Raw genomic sequence first — 18,181 nt, 5'->3', positions numbered from 1 at the left:
TCTTTCCCATGTAAAACCTGGGGATTTTCGTTTCTTTAATCTTTTTACTAGTCAGGAGGCTGCATGTACTTATGAACAAAAAAAGTGTTCGTGACATCGATTTAAAAGGCAAAGTCGTATTTTGCCGTGTTGATTTTAATGTACCAATGAAAGATGGAAACATTACGGATGAAACGCGTATCAACGCTGCTCTTCCTACCATCAAATACTTAACAGAGCAAGGCGCTAAAGTTCTTTTAGCAAGTCATTTAGGACGTCCAAAAGGACAAGTTGTTGAAGAGCTTCGTCTAACTCCTGTAGCAGAACGTTTAAGCGAGCTTCTTGGTAAAGAAGTTGTAAAAACGGATGAAGCTTACGGCGAGGAAGTTGAAAAGGCAGTTGCTAACCTAGAAGAAGGCGGCGTGATCTTACTTGAGAACGTTCGTTTTTACCCAGGAGAAGAGAAGAACGATCCTGAATTAGCACAAAAATTTGCTGCACACGCTGATGTGTACGTAAACGATGCATTTGGAGCAGCTCACAGAGCGCACGCTTCAACAGAAGGGATCGCGAAACATCTTCCTGCTGTTTCCGGTTTGTTGATGGAAAAAGAACTTGAAGTGCTAGGAAAAGCTCTATCGAATCCTGACCGTCCTTTCACTGCCATCATCGGTGGTGCAAAAGTTAAGGATAAGATTGACGTAATCGATAATCTATTAGACAAAGTAGACAACCTGATCATCGGCGGTGGTTTAGGGTATACATTCATTAAGGCGCTTGGCCATGATGTAGGGAAGTCTCTTTTAGAAGAAGATAAGATTGAAACGGCTCGCGGTTTCATGGAAAAAGCTAAAGAAAAAGGCGTGAACTTCCTGATTGCTGAGGATGTTTTAGTAGCTGACGACTTTTCGAACGATGCTAACACGAAAGTAGTAGCGATCGATTCTATCCCATCTGATTGGGAAGGGCTTGATATCGGAACAAAAACAATCGAAAAGTACGTAAAGGTTATTAAAGAATCGAAGCTTGTAATATGGAACGGACCGATGGGTGTGTTTGAGATCGACGCATTCGCAAACGGTACTCGTTCAGTAGCAAACGCACTAGCAGAAGCAAAAGACACGTACAGCGTTATCGGCGGTGGAGATTCTGCTGCAGCGGTTGAGAAGTTTGGTCTTGCTGACAAGATGAGCCACATCTCAACAGGCGGCGGCGCTTCCCTTGAGTTCATGGAAGGTAAAGAGCTTCCAGGAGTTGTAGCACTAAACGATCGTTAAAAAGCGAGAAGAGGTAATGTGTTTTTACCTCTATGATTAGTTGATTGGAGTGGAAGGTGCGAGACTCCTGCGGGACAAGCGGTCAGGTGAGACACTTAGTGGCGCAAAGCGGCAAGTGGCTCACCGCCTGCCCCGCGGAAAGCGAAGCACCTGGAGCGGAAATCAACAGCTTGCAACAAAAGTAAAAGCAATAAAACTCTTTAAGAGGTGAAAAGAATGCGTAAACCTATTATTGCAGGTAACTGGAAAATGAATAAAACTTTAACAGAGGCACGCAGTTTTGTAGAAGAAGTGAAAGGTCTTGTGCCTTCAGCTGAAACTGTAGACTCTGTAATCTGTGCTCCTGCTTTGTTCCTTGACAGCTTAGCAGACGAGTCAGAAGGTACACCACTTGCGATCGGTGCACAAAACATGCACTTTGAAGAAAGTGGTGCGTTCACAGGTGAAATCAGCCCTGTTATGCTAAAAGATCTTAACGTTCAATATGTGATCTTAGGACATTCTGAGCGTCGTGAACTTTTTAGTGAAACAGATGAGCTTGTTAACCAAAAGACACATGCTGCATTCAAACATGGTTTGACTCCAATCGTATGTGTGGGTGAAACGCTTGAACAGCGTGAAGCAGACAAGACGAAGGACGTTGTAAAAGAACAGACTGAAAAAGGCTTATCTGGATTAACAGACGAGCAGATGAAACAAACGGTAATCGCATATGAGCCAGTTTGGGCAATTGGAACAGGCAAAACAGCATCTTCTGAAGATGCGAATGAAGTATGTGCTTACATCCGCAGTGTTGTAGCCGATCAATTCTCTCAAGATGTTGCAGATGCAGTTCGTATTCAATACGGTGGCAGTGTTAAGCCTGACAACATTAAAGAATTAATGGATATGTCTGATATTGATGGCGCTTTGGTTGGCGGAGCTAGCCTTGAGCCAAAATCTTACCTTCAGCTTCTGGAGGGCGTTAGCCGATGAGTAAAAAACCAGTAGCTTTAATCATCTTAGACGGTTTTGCTTGCCGTAATGAAGACAAAGGTAATGCTGTTGCACAAGCGAAAAAGCCCAACTTTGACCGCTACTGGGAAACGTATCCGCACGCTCAACTAACAGCTAGTGGGGAAGCCGTTGGACTTCCTGAAGGTCAAATGGGTAACTCAGAAGTGGGTCACTTAAACATTGGTGCAGGACGTATCGTCTACCAAAGTTTGACTCGCGTGAACCTATCGATCAAAGAAGGAGATTTTTACGAAAATCAAACGTTTATTGATGCGATGGATCATGTGAAAAAGACCGGTAAAGCACTTCATATCTTTGGATTGCTTTCTGATGGTGGTATTCACAGCCATATCGAACACATTCTTTCACTATTAGAACTAGCTAAAAAGCAGAACGTGGAAAAGGTATATCTGCACGGATTCTTGGACGGGCGTGATGTACCACCGCAATCGGCTAAAGGTTATATTCAAAGAACAGTGGACAAGATGAATGAACTCGGTGTTGGTGAGATTGCAACACTTTCTGGCCGCTACTATTCCATGGACCGTGATAAGCGTTGGGACCGAGTTGAAAAATCATACCGCGCTATGGTTTATGGTGAAGGACCAGATTACAAAGATCCATTTGAAGTTGTTGAAGATTCATACAGCAATGGCGTTCATGATGAATTCGTTCTTCCTTCTGTTTTAAAACAAGAGAACGGAGAGCCTGTTGCGACCGTTCAAGATGGAGATGCAGTCATCTTCTGTAACTTCCGTCCTGACCGTGCAATCCAAATCTCTCAAGTGTTTACGAACGAAGATTTCCGTGGATTTGACCGTGGAGAAGCGTTTCCGAAAAACCTTCACTTCGTCTGTTTAACACACTTCAGTGAAACAGTGGATGGGAATGTAGCGTTCAAACCTACAAACCTAGATAACACATTGGGTGAAGTTTTATCACAACAAAACTTTAAACAGCTTCGTATTGCCGAAACTGAAAAGTACCCACACGTAACGTTCTTCTTTAGTGGAGGACGTGAAGCAGAGTTTCCTGGTGAGACGCGTATCTTGATCGACTCGCCTAAAGTGGCAACGTACGATTTAAAGCCTGAGATGAGTGCTTATGAAGTTACGGATGCGCTTGTAGGAGAGATTGAAGCAGATAAGCACGATGCGATCATCTTAAACTTTGCCAACCCTGATATGGTAGGTCACTCAGGTATGCTTGAGCCTACGATTAAAGCGGTTGAAACAGTGGATGAGTGTTTAGGGAAAGTGGTCGATGCGATCCTTGCAAAAGGAGGAGCAGCGATCATTACAGCTGACCATGGTAATGCTGATGAAGTGATTACGATGGAAGGCAATCCGATGACAGCTCATACAACAAATCCTGTTCCTGTAATTGTGACACAAGAAGGATTGAAACTGCGTCAAGACGGAATCTTGGCCGATCTTGCACCAACAGTTTTAAACCTTTTAGGTGGAGAACAACCAAAAGAAATGACAGGTAAATCATTAATTAAATAAGTTTATTTTACGGAATATGTACAGAGCCTCTTGTGCATAGTGCTCGAAATACCTTATTCTCAAATTACATTTTCTTTTAAAAAGGAGAGACAAATATGTCAGCTATTATTGAAATTTATGCTCGCGAAGTTCTAGACTCTCGCGGTAATCCAACAGTTGAAGTAGAAGTTTACACAGAATCAGGTGCTTTTGGACGCGCAATCGTTCCATCTGGTGCTTCTACAGGTGAATACGAAGCAGTTGAGCTTCGTGATGGCGACAAAGAGCGTTACCTTGGAAAAGGTGTTATGAACGCTGTAAACAACGTAAACGAAAACATCGCTCCAGAACTTATCGGTTTTGATGTACTTGACCAAGTTGGAATCGACCAAACGTTGATCGAGCTTGATGGTACTGAAAACAAAGGTAAGCTAGGCGCTAACGCAATCCTTGGTGTTTCCATGGCTGTTGCACATGCTGCTGCTGATTTCTTAAACGTACCTCTTTACATGTACCTTGGAGGATTCAACTCAAAAACTCTTCCAGTTCCTATGATGAACATCTTAAACGGTGGAGAGCATGCGGATAATAACGTAGACATTCAAGAATTCATGGTAATGCCTGTTGGTGCTGAAAGCTTCCCAGAAGCACTTCGCATGGGTACTGAAATCTTCCACAGCTTAAAAGCAGTTCTTAAAGAAAAAGGCTTGAACACAGCTGTAGGTGACGAAGGTGGATTCGCTCCAAACCTTGGTTCGAACGAAGAAGCTCTTCAAACAATTATGGAAGCGATCGAAAAAGCTGGTTACAAGCCAGGTGAAGAAGTTCGCCTTGCAATGGACGTTGCTGCTTCTGAATTGTTCAACAAAGAAGACGGAAAATACCACCTTTCAGGTGAAGGTGTTGTTAAGACTTCTGAAGAAATGGTTGCATTCTACGAAGATCTTGCTAACAAATATCCGATCGTTTCAATCGAAGACGGTCTTGACGAGAACGACTGGGATGGTTTCAAGTTATTAACAGAGCGTATCGGTGACCGCGTACAGCTTGTTGGTGACGACTTGTTCGTAACAAACACAACTAAGCTTTCTGAAGGTATCGAAAAAGGAATCGGTAATTCTATCCTTATCAAAGTTAACCAAATCGGTACGTTGACTGAAACGTTCGACGCGATCGAAATGGCTAAACGTGCTGGTTACACAGCAGTTATCTCTCACCGTTCAGGTGAATCAGAAGACAGCACAATCGCTGACATCGCTGTTGCGACAAACGCTGGACAAATCAAAACAGGTGCTCCTTCACGTACAGACCGTGTTGCGAAGTACAACCAACTTCTTCGCATCGAAGACGAGCTAGGCAACCTTGCTGTATACCCAGGAATGAACGCATTCTACAACCTTAAAAAATAATTGGGGTCTGACCCCAAACAAAGACAAACTCGCCATTTTGTCTTTGTGAAAAAGACAAGCCCCCGGATCAAGCACTAGAAGTGCTGATTCGGGGGCTGTCTTCATTTTTAAACGGGTAAAGCATACTCTGCTGCTTATCGAGAGCGATTGTTAGAATGAAGGATAGTGACAATGAGCATTGAGAAACTGATCATGAGCGACATCGTTTCAAAAACAGTCATCTTTGATCCCTCCAATCGTGTTACCCTTAAGATTCGTAAAAGCAGGGTTGTCCTATACCCTAAAAGAGAAAGATAGGTAATAAGGCTTGTCTTTCTGGCTTAAACGATTTCAGAATTAATTACTTAAAGTGATTTATGGAGTTGTGAGCGATTCGAGATTTATATGAGCGATTCCAGGAAGTTGTGATCGATTCGAGAGTTTTATGAGCGATTCTAGGAAGTTGTGATCGATTCGAAAGATTTATGAGCGATTCTAGAACTTCACAAACCTTCTCAGAATCTCTATATCACTGCAATCATTCACGAGCGTTCCAAGTTTCTTAAATTACCAAATATTTACCACAGCTCTTACCGAATTTCTCACAAAGCCTCATAATCCTTCTATTTTTAACGAAAATCATTTAAAATGCTTATAACAAGTACTTGCTTGATGTACGGGGGAATTTTTGATGAATGATAGTTTATACATACGCATAGAAGCTGGGGATCCTTATGACACGGGGAGCCTCATGCCATTAAAACCTGAAGGAGAAGCATTAGTCTTTGGACGCTCTTCTCAAACGAACGAAACAGATGTGTCATTTATCAGCCCTTATGTATCTCGAAAGCATGCTGAGATTTACATGCAAGATGGGGTATCTTTTATTCGAGATCTTGATTCAAAGCACGGAACGGCGCTCAATAATCAACTGCTCGATCCACATATGCCAAAACAGCTGCAATCTGGAGATGTGATCAGCTTGGCAAAGGGAGTAATTCTTTTAACCTATCTGAACACTCAAGAAGATCAATCAGATCTTACGATGGAGTTTACTTCACCTATTCAACCAGCAGAATCACAGATCACGAGTGGGTTGCATATCATTCCTGAACGCCGCCAGATTTCGATTGATGGTGAGCCTTTATTTCTGTCAGGAAAGCACACCGACCTTCTTGTATTTTTGTATCGAAAAAAGAATCAGGCAGTCAGCAGTGACGAAATAAAGATTCAAATATGGCCGGAGCGAATGGTTGCCGGTTCGAACGATATCCCTGACGTTGGAAATGATGAGATCAATGCACTTGTCTACCGACTCAGAAAGAAGCTTGGTCCGTACGGAGATGCTATCGTTACTGTCCCACGTTATGGATACATGTTGCAGATTAATTAAATAGAAACACTCCTAAGAGTCTGTTAGAACCCAATCGTTCTAATAGGCTTTTTTATTATAGTAAAGGCTGTTTTCGTACTTTGTTGCTTTTGGAAGTGTTGATTTCCGTTCCAGGATGCTCGCTTTCCACGGGGCAGGCGGTGAGCCACATTCGTACGTTTCACTTTTAAGTGTCTCACCTGCCCGCCTGTCCCGTAGGAGTCTCGCACCTTCCACTACAACCAACAGTCAAAGAAGTAATTAAAAAGATTTAAAAGCAACAATCTTTTAGAAAACAGCCTAAAAAAATACAATCTAATTATCAGAAACTTATCATTTTCGTATGAGGAAAGAGTCATGATAAATCCATTTTAGAGTAGACAAAAAGAGAGTAAATTAAATAAAAGGAAAAAACTCCTTTTTAAAAAAGATGTTTCTTTTAAATAGGTGTGGTGAGGAAGTAATGAGGGTAGAGGAAACTAGACGGGATCGAAGAGGAAGATCATTTCGGTTTCGATTAATCAGAGCATTTATCATTCTACTATTTACGATTTTGTATATACGAACCTATGAACTGCAGATAACGAATGGAGAAAGAGCTCGTTTGAAATCTGAGACCTATAAAGATGTTGTGATCAAAAAATCCATTTTCAATGATAACTACTACTCGTCAAAAAAAGACACACCACTAGAAACAGACATAAAACATAACAAGTAACAGTAAAATGAAAATGGGGGATGTCCCCATTAATGCGAAGAGGGGATGTTTATGATGCAACCACTTAAACAAGAATCTTCGGATGGTGCAGAAAACAAACTGGAAAAATTGAATCCGATCAGCTTTATTGGAAAAGTAAAAGATACCAATGGCCAAGTATTTACCATCTCTCATAAAACAACGTTGATGAAAGTAAAACTGGATGCTAAGACAGAGCTGCTCGATGGAGACAAGACGCTTGATATCGCGCCAGACGAAGCCGTCCAGCCAGGAGCTACCGTTCAAGTAGTAGGGATGTTAAACAAAAGACTGAATGTCATTAGAGCGGTTCGCCTCTATATTTTTCATAAAGAATTCGATATCAACTATTCAGGAACAAATTAATGAAGGTTCTGAAAAAAGCTTTGCCTCGTCCCTTCAAGTTATGGTACATTTAGGGTAATGTAACGTGGAACGGTGGAGGTGTAACATACATGCTAACAGCAGCAAAAATCCTTCTTATTTTAGTATCAGTCGCATTAATCGTTGTCGTTGTTCTTCAATCAGGTCGTTCGGCAGGATTATCAGGTGCGATTACAGGTGGAGCTGAACAGCTTTTTGGTAAACAAAAAGCACGTGGAATCGACGCATTGCTAAGTAAGTTAACGATCATTCTTGCAGTGTTGTTCTTCATTCTAACGATTTCAGTAGCATACTTTATTCCCATGAACTAAAGAACAGTCAAAAACAACAAGCGGTGAATGCCGCTTGTTGTTTTTTTAGTCTGTAGAAACGCCGCATAACCTTTATAAGAGTGGTTGTGATATGATTTGTTACGAGGATAAAAGGGTAACCTATAGACAAAAAAGGTGGTAGCATGATCGGGTGTCTTTGTTTGCATGGGTTCACGGGTGGACCATATGAGATCGAGCCAATTACTGAATATCTTGAAAAGCATACAGACTGGTTATTATCTGTGCCCACTTATCCTGGACACGGAACCGAACTCTCATTAAGAGGTAGAACACATACAGAATGGCTTCAAGAAGCGGAAAGTGCTTATTTAGAACTACGCGAAAAGGTTGAGACCATCTATATTGTCGGCTTTTCGATGGGTGGCATGATCGCGGGATATCTGGCTTCAAAATACGGATGCGACAAATTAATTCTGTTGAACGCAAGCGCCTACTATCTTAACCCCGCACAGATGATTAAAGATATTGCCAATATGATGGTCTCTGGGCTGAACGGTCAACTAAGAGATCATGAATTATATAAAAGGTATCGAAAAAAATTTCTTGATACACCTTTTAGAGCAACGAGAGAGTTTCAAAAGCTTGTAAGAATGATCAAACCTGAATTCTCACAAGTCTCGGCACCGACTCTAATCGTTCAAGGAGAATGTGACGGCCTTGTTCCGAGAAGAAGTGCAGAATATCTGTATAAAGCGATAGCAGCATCTAACAAGCGTCTTTGTTATTTTAAAGAATCAAAGCACATGATTTGTCATGATGTAGAGAAAGAAGAATTAATTCAAGAAGTATATCAATTTTTAATGAATGAATAGGAGAGGTACAACATGAAAATCGCAGCACCAAAACCGTTTTTCTTTGAAGGTGGAAAGCGGGCAGTCTTAATGCTTCATGGGTTCACAGGCAGTTCAGCCGATGTACGAATGATGGGGAGGTTTCTGCAGAAGAAGGGCTATACATGTCACGCTCCTCAGTATAAAGGACATGCCGTTCCTCCTGAAGAATTAGTACACACAGGACCCGAAGACTGGTGGGAAGATGTGATTGGCGGCTATAATCATCTAAAAGAAAAAGGCTACGACGAGATTGCTGTTTGCGGTCTTTCGTTAGGTGGCGTATTCTCTTTAAAACTTGCTACTGAACATCCTGTGAAAGCAGTTATTCCGATGTGCGCACCGATGTCTATCAAGAGTGAAGAAGTGATGTATAAAGGGGTTTGTGCGTACGCTGAAGAATATAAAAAGCGAGAACAGAAAACAGCAGAACAGATTCAAGAAGAGATGGAAGAATTCAAAAAAACACCGATGAACACGTTAAAAGCTCTTCAAGACCTTATTCAAAGTGTAAGAAATTCAGTAGATCTCGTATACGCACCTACGTTTGTTGTGCAGGCTAGAAATGATGAAATGATAAACACGGATTCTGCAAATATTATCTATGATGAAGTAGAAAGTGAAACGAAAGATTTAAAGTGGTATGAAAACTCATCACACGTTATTACATTAGATAAGGAAAAAGAACAGCTGCATGAAGATGTTTATGCTTTCTTAGAAGACCTTGATTGGTCAGAATAGAACCTTTTTTCCTTAAAAGGAGGTCAGTTTTTGGATAAACTGCAAATACTCCAGCTCATGAAAGAGTCGGAAAAACCGATGACAGTAACAGAGATTGAAGAAGCTCTTCAACTTCCTGACGCTGAAGCTTTCAAGAAACTGGTTTTAACACTTAACGAACTAGAAGATGAAGGTTCTGTCGTTCGAACACGTACGAACCGATATGGATTGCCTGAAAAAATGAGCCTAATTAAAGGCCGCGTTCAAGGTCACGCAAAAGGTTTTGCGTTTCTTATTCCTGAAGACTCTGAACAAAAAGATGTGTATATCTCACAATCTGATATGAATGGTGCGATGAGTGGAGACACGGTGCTCGTACGCCTCAACCAAACCTCTTCAGGATCACGTCCTGAAGGTACGATTATTCGTATTTTAGAGCGAGGGGTTACAGAGGTTGTCGGAACGTTCCAAGAGAGCCGTAAATTCGGTTTTGTTGTGGCTGATGATAAACGGATCCCAAATGACATCTTTATCCCGGCAGACGGCGTTAACGGAGCTGTAGAAGGACATAAGGTGCTTGTGAAGATCACAAAATATCCTGAAGGCAAAAACAGTGCCGAAGGAGAGATCATCCACATCATCGGACATAAGAACGATCCAGGGGTAGATATCATCTCTGTTATCTTCAAACATGGACTGCCAAGAGAGTTTCCAGTTGAAGCACTCGAGCAAGCTCATAACACACCAGATGAGATCGATCCAAAAGATATTGAAGGACGTCGCGATCTTCGAAATGAAACGATCGTCACGATTGATGGAGCAGACGCGAAAGATTTGGATGATGCGGTTCATGTGATCAAGCTGCCTAACGGTCATTATAAGCTTGGCGTACATATCGCAGATGTTACGCACTATGTAACCGAAGATTCTCCGATCGATAAAGAAGCGCAAGAGCGCGGTACAAGTGTGTACTTAGTCGATCGTGTTATCCCGATGATCCCACATCGTCTATCGAACGGTATCTGTTCATTGAACCCGAAAGTAGATCGCTTAACGATCTCATGTGAGATGGAGATTAACCACGATGGTGAGGTCATTAAACATGAAATCTTCCCGAGTGTGATCAAAACAACAGAACGAATGACGTATACAGATGTTCGTAAAATTTTGCAGGATGAAGACGAAGCAGTTAACAAGAAATACGAATCTCTTATCCCTTTCTTTAAGCTGATGGGAGAGCTTGCTGAAGTTCTACGTAAAAAACGTTTTGCACGCGGTGCGATTGACTTTGATTTCTCTGAAGCAAAAGTGCTCGTAGACGAAAACAGCGATCCACAAGATGTTGTTCTTCGCGAGAGATCAGTCGCAGAAAAACTGATCGAAGAATTCATGCTTTGTGCCAACGAGACTGTAGCTCAGCATTTTCACGAGCTCGAGCTTCCGTTCATGTACCGAATCCATGAAGATCCTGATGAAGGCAAATTAGAGCGTTTCCTAGAGTTCATCGGTATGTTTGGTTATGCGTTAAAAGGGACTGCAAGCGACATCCACCCGAGAAGCCTTCAACAGTTACTAGAAACCGTAAAAGGTGAACCGGAAGAAATGGTGATCTCAAAGATCATGCTTCGTTCCATGAAGCAAGCGAAATATGATCATATGTCACTGGGTCACTATGGATTGGCAACAGAATTCTATACACATTTCACGTCACCGATTCGTCGTTACCCAGACTTGATCGTACACCGCCTCATCCGTACGTACCTGTTTAAAAAAGACACAGGACCAAAAACAGTCAGTCATTGGAAAGCGGAACTTCCTGGGATCGCTAAACATTCATCAGCGATGGAACGCCGTGCCGTTGATGCGGAACGCGAAACAGATGAGCTGAAAAAATCACAGTTCATGCTTGATAAGATCGGGGAAGAGTTTGATGGCGTGATCAGCTCTGTGACGAACTTTGGATTGTTCGTTGAACTTCCAAACACGATTGAAGGACTCGTACATGTTAGCTACTTAACAGACGACTACTACCGATTTGATGAGAAGTTTATGGCGATGATCGGTGAGCGAACAGGTAACGTGTTCCGAATCGGTGATGAGATTTCCATCCGAGTTGCGAACGTAAATGTAGATGAACGCGCGATTGATTTTGAAATCGTCGGAATGAAAGGAACACCTCGTAAACGCTTTAAAGATCGCCAGAAAGTGATCGATATTGGGGATACACCAAAACGCGGACGAGGAAGAAGAAGCAAGAACCGCACGAGTGAATCTGAGCGTTCAAGCGGCCCTCAAGATTCAAAGAAAGGGAAGAAAAAGCCTTTCTATAAACCAGTAGCTAAGAAAGGCAAGAAAAAGAAGAAATAAGAAGGCATGTTGGTCAAGGTTCATCCTCGGTGGTGAACCTTGACGTTATTTGACCATATTGCTATAATTAAACTTCACTTGCTGTGGGGAGGATTGAGTTTTACATGCCAAAAGGAGAAGGGAAAGTAGTCGCACAGAATAAGAAAGCGCGGCACGATTACCACGTCGAAGAAACATTTGAAGCAGGAATTGTCCTTCAGGGCACGGAGATTAAATCCATTCGCGCAGGCAGGGCTAATCTAAAAGATTCTTTCGCACGTGTGCAAAACGGCGAGTTGTTCTTACACAACATGCACATTAGCACATACGAGCAAGGAAATCGGTACAACCATGATCCACTTCGTACGCGTAAGTTGCTTTTACACCGCAAAGAGATCAATAAGCTGTTAGGTGCTACAAAAGAACAAGGATATTCGATTGTTCCTTTGAAAATGTATCTGAAGAATGGTTTTGCGAAGCTTTTGATCGGACTTGCAAAAGGGAAGAAGCATTACGATAAGCGTGACGATTTGAAGAAGAAGGATGCGAAGCGAGAAATTGAACGTGCATTCCGAGATCGTCAAAAAGATTAATTGGTTCCTTTTACAGGATGTTACAATTGAGACGATGAAGCAAAAATGTTATACTAAGTACACAAGTGAATAGAAGCGATTGAGCTTTTATCTCTTTCCGAGGTTCGGCAGAATTAAGTTTCTGCTTACCATTTTATAATGGGGACGTTACGGATTCGACAGGGGTAGTTTGAGCTTAAGTTGCGAGTCGAGGGGGTCGGCCTCGTTAAAACGCCACAGCCAATAACTGGCAAAACAAACAACAACTTAGCTTTAGCTGCGTAATAGCACTTTAGCTGTTCCTCCCTCCATCGCCCATGTGGTAGGGTAAGGGACTCACTCTTAGTGGGCTACGCCGGTTGTCCTCCGCCTGAGGACGATGGAAGAGAATAATCAGGCTAGCGGTCCAGGCGCCTGTCGGCTGGCAGACGGATCCGCGAAACGCGAATAAACCGACTACACTCGTAGAAGCTTAAGTGCCAATATCTTTGGACGTGGGTTCGATTAATAACTAGTCGCCTTATGTGGTAACACATAAGTGATAATTCGGCTTTATCGGTGAAACCTAACCAACGCCTATCGTTGCAAGGCAATGCCGAGCGGTATGTGGAGCAATCCAACAGCCGTGTATCGACTTATAGGCTGCCATTCTGGTAGTACTAGGATACGAAATTTGCTTGGAATCAAGTAAAATTATATTTCGTATAATACGCCGAAGGACCTGATTCTTCAGGTTCAAGATATAGTCAGTGCCATGACGAAAGCATGGAATAACATGTCCCACCGTCTCCACCATACATAGGTGGATAACAGATCAGCAGTTTATGCTGGTCTTTTTTATTTTAATTCAAAAAAATTCTTCTCAAATAATAATTTCTGATTCAATTGATCAGTTGTATATTTACCATTTCGAGAGGTAACGCGATTATATTCTCCAAGAATGAATAGAGCTCTATTTCTTTTTTTATCTATTCTTAAAAAAGGAACAATTTGATTTAAGATAGAAAAAATAGTATTTTTCTTTTTAATCGTTAATGTAAATGATTTTTTATGAATATTTGGTTGATAATTCTTTTTACCGATTACTATTCCTCCAGTGAGTGATTGAACATATTGCAACAGTTCTAAGTCAGTAGATGCAATTGATATACAAGGCCGTCGAAATTCCTTCTTGTGCATTCTTGTCAGCATGATACTACCTTCTCCGTCAATTACCCCAGCTAGGTAAGCAGCTTCCCATTCTTTCATAAATGTCACCTTTTTCCTTTTATCTTAACATAAAATCGAACAAATGTTCCTATTTAGAATAAAAAAAGTTTTGGTAATAAAAATTTATCTTTTCCCCATCCTATAAAATAGGAAGGTGAAAAATGATGGACTTATTAAAAGAGTTAACCGAAACAAATGGTGCTCCTGGTTTTGAAAAAGCGATTAGAGAGATCATGAAACGTGAGATCAGCAAAACAGGTGCTGCACTTATGAACGACCATATCGGTAGTGTATTCGGTGAAAAACACGGATCTACGAATGACGGTCCTAAAATACTTCTTGCAGGACACATGGACGAAGTAGGTTTCATGGTCAGTGAGGTCACAGAGCAAGGTTATCTGCGCTTTGTTCCATTAGGAGGCTGGTGGTCACAAGTTCTCCTCGCGCAACGTGTCCATGTTCAGACGAAAAGTAAAACGTTCACTGGTGTCGTTGGATCGAAAGCACCTCATATCTTAACGGCAGACGAACGAAACAGGGTTTATCCGATGAAAGAGATGTTTATTGATATTGGTGCGAAGGATAAAGATCAGGTGAAGGAGTGGGGAATTAGAGTGGGTGATCCGATTCTTCCGATATGCCCCTTTGAACTGATGCCTGACGGTGACACCATTCTTGCTAAAGCACTCGATAATCGAGCAGGCTGTTATACAGCGCTTCAGGTTTTAGAACAACTTCAAAACGTCAAGCATCCAAACACCGTCTATTGTGGTGCGACCGTTCAAGAAGAAGTGGGGCTTAGAGGAGCAATAACTGCACCAGCCATTATGGAGCCAGATGTCGCGATCGCTCTTGATGTGGGCGTTGCAGAAGATGGTCCTGGTGGGAACGCGAACAAGGCGAAGCTTGGAAAAGGACCCCTCATTACGTTTCTCGATTCGTCGATGATTCCGCACACCGGTTTTCGTGATTTAATTATCGAGGTTGCAGAGAAACATAACATACCTTACCAAGTAGATGTGATGCTCGGCGGGGGAACTGATGCGGGTAAATTCCATCTTTTCAAAAAGGGTACCCCAAGTCTTGTAGTGGGAGTGGCGGCTCGCTACATTCACAGTCATACATCCATGATCAGTAAAAGCGACTTAGAAAATAGCACAAAGCTTTTAGTAGAGCTAGTAAAGGTTATGGATAAAGAAAAACTTCATTCGCTTCTGGATTACTAAACACTACTCAAAAAAACCTCGTTGGATTTTATTCCGACGGGGTTTCTCACTTTATCGCAATATGTTACAGTGTTATAAAAAGTTTTACATCATTCTTTGCTAATCATCAAAAAACGTCTATTATATAGAGATGAGAGTATAAGTTGTTAAAGGAGATCAGTAATTTTTATGGACATCCTATTGTTGTTAAAAGCCCTTATTCTAGGGTTAGTTGAAGGTTTGACGGAGTTTGCTCCTGTTTCATCTACGGGACATATGATTCTTGTGGATGACATGTGGTTAAAATCACAAGACTTTTTAGGTAAATACCCAGCGAATACATTTAAAGTTGTGATTCAGCTTGGTTCGATTTTAGCGGTAGTCGTTGTTTTCAGACAACGATTCATCGATATGCTGGGACTTAGCCGAAACAAAGCAACAAATGAAATTACGGGGAGCCGTTTAAAATTAACGCAAGTCATCGTAGGGCTGTTGCCGGCAGGTGTTCTTGGGTTGTTGTTCGAAGATTATATCGACGAGTACCTTTTCACGACGAACACCGTGCTTATCGGACTCGCTATTGGTGCGTTTCTTATGATTTTTGCCGATCGATTTGCTGCTAAAAATCAAAACCCTGTTATTGATACAGTGGATAAGATTACGTACAAGCAAGCTTTCTCGATCGGATTGATTCAGTGTTTATCACTCTGGCCAGGATTTTCGCGCTCGGGTGCTACGATTTCAGGTGGTGTCCTTTTAGGGCTTAGTCACCGTGCTGCAGCTGATTTTACTTTTATTATGGCTGTTCCGATCATGGCAGGTGCGAGTGGAATCTCTCTATTGAAGAATTTAGAATATTTTAGTATGGATGCTATGCCGTTCTTTGTAGTTGGATTCATCAGTGCGTTCGTATTCGCTATGTTATCGATTCGTTTCTTCTTAAACATTATCGAAAAAGTTAAGCTAACACCATTTGCGATCTATCGTCTTGTGCTAGTAGCTGTTATCTTTTTTGTTATTATGTAATGCAAAAGAACCCCCACTAAATACTGATTTAGTGGGGGTTCTGCTATTTTTAATATTGTTCCATTCTGCTATACCAATCGTCGTATTCACGTTCTGCTTCTTCTCTTTTTCTTCCGTGCCTTTCTTGAATCTTTCCGATCATTTTTTCACGGTCACCTTGTGCTTGATCGTAATCATCATCTGTCAGGTTGCCCCATTGTTTCTTAGCTTCACCTTTCAACTGTTTCCATTTGCCTTCCATTGTATCGTTTTTCATATTGAATCATCCTCCTTTTAATATTTGTTGGAATATGAATCTTCATAACGATGTGCATTTGTTGAACGGTACGTACGGAATGTATCATTAACCTGTCTATGTCGACTTACTTCATTCGTATCAACGAGAACGAGAATGTCCCCAGCTTCAACAGATTGTTCGTATTCTTTCGCTTCATTTTCAGGAATTCCTAATCCTACAAGAGCTCCAACAATTCCTCCGGCGCCAACGCCTACCGCTGCTCCACCGAGTGCCGCAGCAATGGGTCCTGCCGCTACAATCGGGCCGATCCCTGGAATAGCCAGTGCACCTGCACCTAGTAATAGCCCGCCAAGTCCACCAAGAATGCCACCAGTAGCCATCCCTGTCGCAGCACCTTCAGGAGCTTTTGATCCGGTTTCTTCATGAATGTGTTTTACTTCTTTTTTATCTTTTGCGATCACTGAGATTTCGTTGTCACTATAACCTTGCTCTCTCAGCTCTTTAATTGCATCAATCGCATCATCTTCTGAACGGAAAACGCCAACCACTTTACCATGAGTATTCATCGATTTCCTCCTTTTGTAGAAGATTAGTACGTAGTTTGTGTTCCCACTGGTCATCAAGATGAAACATGAACTTGCAGGTTCGACAAAAGTATACATAGAATATAAAACACAGCATTTGGAAGCATTTAACAGCAAGACACGTATTGTACTTGTTTACAATTTATGGTTTGATGTCTATATAAAGGAAAAAAGATTATTGATTGTGAATGGGGATTGAAATGGATATTTTTATCGGCAGACAACCGATCTTAGATAAAGATGAGAACGTTGTGGCTTATGAACTTTTATATAGAAACAGTGAGAACAATAGATATGATGGCTTGGATCATGACAGTGCTACGATAGATGTGATGGTGAACAGCTTTGCTGGAATCGGGATCAAAGAAGTTGGAGAACGCAAGAAATGTTTTATAAACTTTACGGAAAATCTGTTGTTGAATCGAATTCCTACTTATATTTCTCCTCAATATATCGTTGTTGAGATCTTAGAAGATGTTCGTCTAACGGACGAAGTACTTGAGGTCTGTAAAGAGTTGAAGAATAAAGGATATATTATTGCGCTGGATGATGTTTCAGTAAACCGCAACTTAGATAGAGTTCTGCCTTATATCGATATTATTAAAGTAGATTATTTAATCATGGACGTCGAAGAGATGAAGATTATGATTGAAACGTACCGCGAGCAGATTACATTTCTAGCTGAAAAGATCGAAACACGGGAGCAGTTTGAAGAAGCCAAAGAGCTAGGATTTGAGTATTTTCAAGGCTACTTCTTTAGCAGACCCGTTATATTACAAGGAAAGGATATCGCTCCTATTCCAACGAACTATCTTTTGTTATTAGAAAAGTTGAATGGTTCCGATCCAGACATTGATGAGATCAGCAGCTTGATCCAACGTGACCTCTCGCTTTCTTATAAGCTTTTGAAAGTGATGAATTCTGGTACCTACTTTTTTAAAAGTAAGATTACAACGATTAAACAGGCAGTCGTTCTAGTCGGTCTATATGAGATCAAAAAGCTCGTTATGATTTTGATGATGTCGAGTTTGAACAGAGTCGATAATGGATTAGAAATTGTAAAGATGAGTCTTACTCGGGCCTTCTTTTTTGAACGCATCGCAAAATCTGTAGGTGTATCTAAAAACCATCTCTACATGTTTGGTATGTTTTCTCTTATCGACACTCTGCTAAGTAAGAACATGAAAGATGTGATCGCAGACCTTCCGATAACGAACGAGCTGGCTGAAGCTCTTTTAGGGAATAGGGATTCCTATAACCTTGCATTAAAAATCGTACAAGGTTTGGAGAGAGGTTCATGGCTGGAAATTCAGTCGATTTGCCGCACGTTAAATTTGACAGAAGCGGAACTCTTTACGCATTACCGAGCAAGTACATTATCTGCTGATCAGTTTGTAAAGGCGGATACTGAAATAAAAGTTTAGCTTTATCGAACCTCAAGTGGGGTTCTTTTTTTATTATATAATCCTCAAAAAAAGTAAAGAGAGTCAGATTGGAGTA

Annotated in this window: 21 protein-coding genes and 1 other RNA gene; 17 read left to right on the top strand and 5 right to left on the bottom strand. The window is 41.4% G+C overall.

The genetic code is table 11. The annotated features are described in order from the left end of the window. The first annotated feature begins 71 nt into the window (after positions 1-71). From IHV12_RS02965 to eno, 5 genes are all read left to right on the top strand, one after another. Positions 72-1,256 carry a phosphoglycerate kinase gene (locus IHV12_RS02965; RefSeq protein WP_197189752.1) on the top strand — a complete coding sequence of 395 codons (1,185 nt, stop codon included), beginning with the start codon at positions 72-74 and terminating at the stop codon, positions 1,254-1,256. Positions 1,257-1,296: 40 nt separating this feature from the next. Then, positions 1,297-1,467 (top strand): hypothetical protein, encoded by a 171-nt coding sequence (locus tag IHV12_RS02960; protein ID WP_197189751.1) that lies wholly within the window; start codon positions 1,297-1,299, stop codon positions 1,465-1,467. A 5-nt stretch (positions 1,468-1,472) separates the two neighbouring features. Continuing rightward, entirely contained in the window at positions 1,473-2,231 is a 759-nt protein-coding gene (gene tpiA, locus IHV12_RS02955) for a triose-phosphate isomerase (protein ID WP_197189750.1), read from the top strand. Then, complete coding sequence (gpmI, locus tag IHV12_RS02950) at positions 2,228-3,760, top strand: 2,3-bisphosphoglycerate-independent phosphoglycerate mutase (protein WP_197189749.1); 1,533 nt, start codon at positions 2,228-2,230, stop codon at positions 3,758-3,760. Before tpiA ends, gpmI begins: the two co-directional genes overlap by 4 nt. Positions 3,761-3,855: 95 nt before the next feature. Continuing rightward, the gene (gene eno / locus IHV12_RS02945; protein ID WP_137791699.1) at positions 3,856-5,148 is read left to right on the top strand and encodes a phosphopyruvate hydratase; all 1,293 of its coding nucleotides are present in this window, start codon (positions 3,856-3,858) and stop codon (positions 5,146-5,148) included. Between the two features lie 134 nt (positions 5,149-5,282). On the opposite strand, the gene IHV12_RS23020 is transcribed toward eno, so the two are convergent. After that, complete coding sequence (locus IHV12_RS23020) at positions 5,283-5,369, bottom strand: putative holin-like toxin (protein ID WP_225218726.1); 87 nt, start codon at positions 5,367-5,369, stop codon at positions 5,283-5,285. A gap of 449 nt (positions 5,370-5,818) precedes the next feature. Between IHV12_RS23020 and IHV12_RS02940 the strand changes: the two genes are divergently transcribed. Then, positions 5,819-6,520: an FHA domain-containing protein gene (locus tag IHV12_RS02940; RefSeq protein WP_197189748.1), complete on the top strand. Its 702-nt coding sequence runs from the start codon at positions 5,819-5,821 to the stop codon at positions 6,518-6,520. Between the two features lie 23 nt (positions 6,521-6,543). Here the strand turns inward: IHV12_RS02940 and IHV12_RS02935 are convergent, their stop codons facing one another. Beyond that, positions 6,544-6,699, bottom strand: coding sequence for a hypothetical protein (locus tag IHV12_RS02935; protein ID WP_197189747.1), 156 nt, complete (start codon positions 6,697-6,699; stop codon positions 6,544-6,546). A gap of 263 nt (positions 6,700-6,962) precedes the next feature. Between IHV12_RS02935 and IHV12_RS02930 the strand changes: the two genes are divergently transcribed. The 8 genes from IHV12_RS02930 to ssrA all read left to right on the top strand — a co-directional run bounded on the left by IHV12_RS02930 (position 6,963) and on the right by ssrA (position 12,926). Then, entirely contained in the window at positions 6,963-7,217 is a 255-nt protein-coding gene (locus tag IHV12_RS02930) for a hypothetical protein (protein ID WP_197129372.1), read from the top strand. Positions 7,218-7,268: 51 nt separating this feature from the next. Continuing rightward, entirely contained in the window at positions 7,269-7,601 is a 333-nt protein-coding gene (locus IHV12_RS02925) for a hypothetical protein (RefSeq protein ID WP_197189746.1), read from the top strand. A gap of 89 nt (positions 7,602-7,690) precedes the next feature. Next, on the top strand, positions 7,691-7,930 hold the full coding sequence (gene secG / locus IHV12_RS02920) for a preprotein translocase subunit SecG (RefSeq protein ID WP_066397553.1): 240 nt from the start codon (positions 7,691-7,693) through the stop codon (positions 7,928-7,930). Positions 7,931-8,073: 143 nt separating this feature from the next. Continuing rightward, a complete protein-coding gene (locus tag IHV12_RS02915; protein WP_197189745.1) occupies positions 8,074-8,763 on the top strand; it encodes an alpha/beta hydrolase in 690 nt (229 codons plus the stop codon). A 12-nt stretch (positions 8,764-8,775) separates the two neighbouring features. Continuing rightward, complete coding sequence (locus IHV12_RS02910; RefSeq protein WP_137791704.1) at positions 8,776-9,522, top strand: alpha/beta hydrolase; 747 nt, start codon at positions 8,776-8,778, stop codon at positions 9,520-9,522. Between the two features lie 30 nt (positions 9,523-9,552). Then, positions 9,553-11,868: a ribonuclease R gene (gene rnr / locus IHV12_RS02905; RefSeq protein WP_255552520.1), complete on the top strand. Its 2,316-nt coding sequence runs from the start codon at positions 9,553-9,555 to the stop codon at positions 11,866-11,868. Between the two features lie 104 nt (positions 11,869-11,972). Then, positions 11,973-12,440 carry an SsrA-binding protein SmpB gene (gene smpB / locus IHV12_RS02900; protein WP_197129384.1) on the top strand — a complete coding sequence of 156 codons (468 nt, stop codon included), beginning with the start codon at positions 11,973-11,975 and terminating at the stop codon, positions 12,438-12,440. A gap of 148 nt (positions 12,441-12,588) precedes the next feature. After that, positions 12,589-12,926: a transfer-messenger RNA gene (gene ssrA, locus IHV12_RS02895) on the top strand. A 330-nt stretch (positions 12,927-13,256) separates the two neighbouring features. Here ssrA and IHV12_RS02890 read toward each other — a convergent pair. Next, on the bottom strand, positions 13,257-13,667 hold the full coding sequence (locus IHV12_RS02890; RefSeq protein ID WP_197189744.1) for an LAGLIDADG family homing endonuclease: 411 nt from the start codon (positions 13,665-13,667) through the stop codon (positions 13,257-13,259). Between the two features lie 125 nt (positions 13,668-13,792). Between IHV12_RS02890 and IHV12_RS02885 the strand changes: the two genes are divergently transcribed. Then, complete coding sequence (locus IHV12_RS02885) at positions 13,793-14,854, top strand: M42 family metallopeptidase (protein WP_197190340.1); 1,062 nt, start codon at positions 13,793-13,795, stop codon at positions 14,852-14,854. A gap of 168 nt (positions 14,855-15,022) precedes the next feature. Next, positions 15,023-15,859 (top strand): undecaprenyl-diphosphate phosphatase, encoded by an 837-nt coding sequence (locus IHV12_RS02880; RefSeq protein WP_197189743.1) that lies wholly within the window; start codon positions 15,023-15,025, stop codon positions 15,857-15,859. Positions 15,860-15,908: 49 nt separating this feature from the next. On the opposite strand, the gene IHV12_RS02875 is transcribed toward IHV12_RS02880, so the two are convergent. Beyond that, entirely contained in the window at positions 15,909-16,115 is a 207-nt protein-coding gene (locus tag IHV12_RS02875; protein ID WP_066397538.1) for a CsbD family protein, read from the bottom strand. Positions 16,116-16,132: 17 nt separating this feature from the next. After that, a complete protein-coding gene (locus tag IHV12_RS02870; protein ID WP_197189742.1) occupies positions 16,133-16,663 on the bottom strand; it encodes a general stress protein in 531 nt (176 codons plus the stop codon). Positions 16,664-16,869: 206 nt separating this feature from the next. Between IHV12_RS02870 and IHV12_RS02865 the strand changes: the two genes are divergently transcribed. Then, complete coding sequence (locus IHV12_RS02865; RefSeq protein ID WP_197189741.1) at positions 16,870-18,105, top strand: EAL and HDOD domain-containing protein; 1,236 nt, start codon at positions 16,870-16,872, stop codon at positions 18,103-18,105. The last annotated feature ends 76 nt before the right edge of the window (positions 18,106-18,181 follow it).

The organism is Fictibacillus sp. 7GRE50 (assembly GCF_015903875.1).
Lineage (GTDB): Bacteria > Bacillota > Bacilli > Bacillales > Fictibacillaceae > Fictibacillus > Fictibacillus phosphorivorans.
Note: the sequence above shows the minus strand (reverse complement) of the source record. Positions and strands in the feature narration are given on the sequence as shown.

Excerpts from the sequence above, each read along its gene's own strand:
- secG (WP_066397553.1), top strand. The coding sequence starts at position 7,691 with ATGCTAACAGCAGCAAAAATCCTTCTTATTTTAGTATCAGTCGCATTA.
- IHV12_RS02940 (WP_197189748.1), top strand. The coding sequence starts at position 5,819 with ATGAATGATAGTTTATACATACGCATAGAAGCTGGGGATCCTTATGAC.
- IHV12_RS02930 (WP_197129372.1), top strand. The coding sequence starts at position 6,963 with ATGAGGGTAGAGGAAACTAGACGGGATCGAAGAGGAAGATCATTTCGG.
- IHV12_RS02885 (WP_197190340.1), top strand. The coding sequence starts at position 13,793 with ATGGACTTATTAAAAGAGTTAACCGAAACAAATGGTGCTCCTGGTTTT.
- gpmI (WP_197189749.1), top strand. The coding sequence starts at position 2,228 with ATGAGTAAAAAACCAGTAGCTTTAATCATCTTAGACGGTTTTGCTTGC.
- smpB (WP_197129384.1), top strand. The coding sequence starts at position 11,973 with ATGCCAAAAGGAGAAGGGAAAGTAGTCGCACAGAATAAGAAAGCGCGG.
- IHV12_RS02915 (WP_197189745.1), top strand. The coding sequence starts at position 8,074 with ATGATCGGGTGTCTTTGTTTGCATGGGTTCACGGGTGGACCATATGAG.
- IHV12_RS02880 (WP_197189743.1), top strand. The coding sequence starts at position 15,023 with ATGGACATCCTATTGTTGTTAAAAGCCCTTATTCTAGGGTTAGTTGAA.
- IHV12_RS23020 (WP_225218726.1), bottom strand. The coding sequence starts at position 5,369 with ATGACTGTTTTTGAAACGATGTCGCTCATGATCAGTTTCTCAATGCTC.
- tpiA (WP_197189750.1), top strand. The coding sequence starts at position 1,473 with ATGCGTAAACCTATTATTGCAGGTAACTGGAAAATGAATAAAACTTTA.
- IHV12_RS02925 (WP_197189746.1), top strand. The coding sequence starts at position 7,269 with ATGATGCAACCACTTAAACAAGAATCTTCGGATGGTGCAGAAAACAAA.
- eno (WP_137791699.1), top strand. The coding sequence starts at position 3,856 with ATGTCAGCTATTATTGAAATTTATGCTCGCGAAGTTCTAGACTCTCGC.
- IHV12_RS02870 (WP_197189742.1), bottom strand. The coding sequence starts at position 16,663 with ATGAATACTCATGGTAAAGTGGTTGGCGTTTTCCGTTCAGAAGATGAT.
- IHV12_RS02865 (WP_197189741.1), top strand. The coding sequence starts at position 16,870 with ATGGGGATTGAAATGGATATTTTTATCGGCAGACAACCGATCTTAGAT.
- IHV12_RS02965 (WP_197189752.1), top strand. The coding sequence starts at position 72 with ATGAACAAAAAAAGTGTTCGTGACATCGATTTAAAAGGCAAAGTCGTA.
- IHV12_RS02875 (WP_066397538.1), bottom strand. The coding sequence starts at position 16,115 with ATGAAAAACGATACAATGGAAGGCAAATGGAAACAGTTGAAAGGTGAA.
- IHV12_RS02890 (WP_197189744.1), bottom strand. The coding sequence starts at position 13,667 with ATGAAAGAATGGGAAGCTGCTTACCTAGCTGGGGTAATTGACGGAGAA.
- IHV12_RS02910 (WP_137791704.1), top strand. The coding sequence starts at position 8,776 with ATGAAAATCGCAGCACCAAAACCGTTTTTCTTTGAAGGTGGAAAGCGG.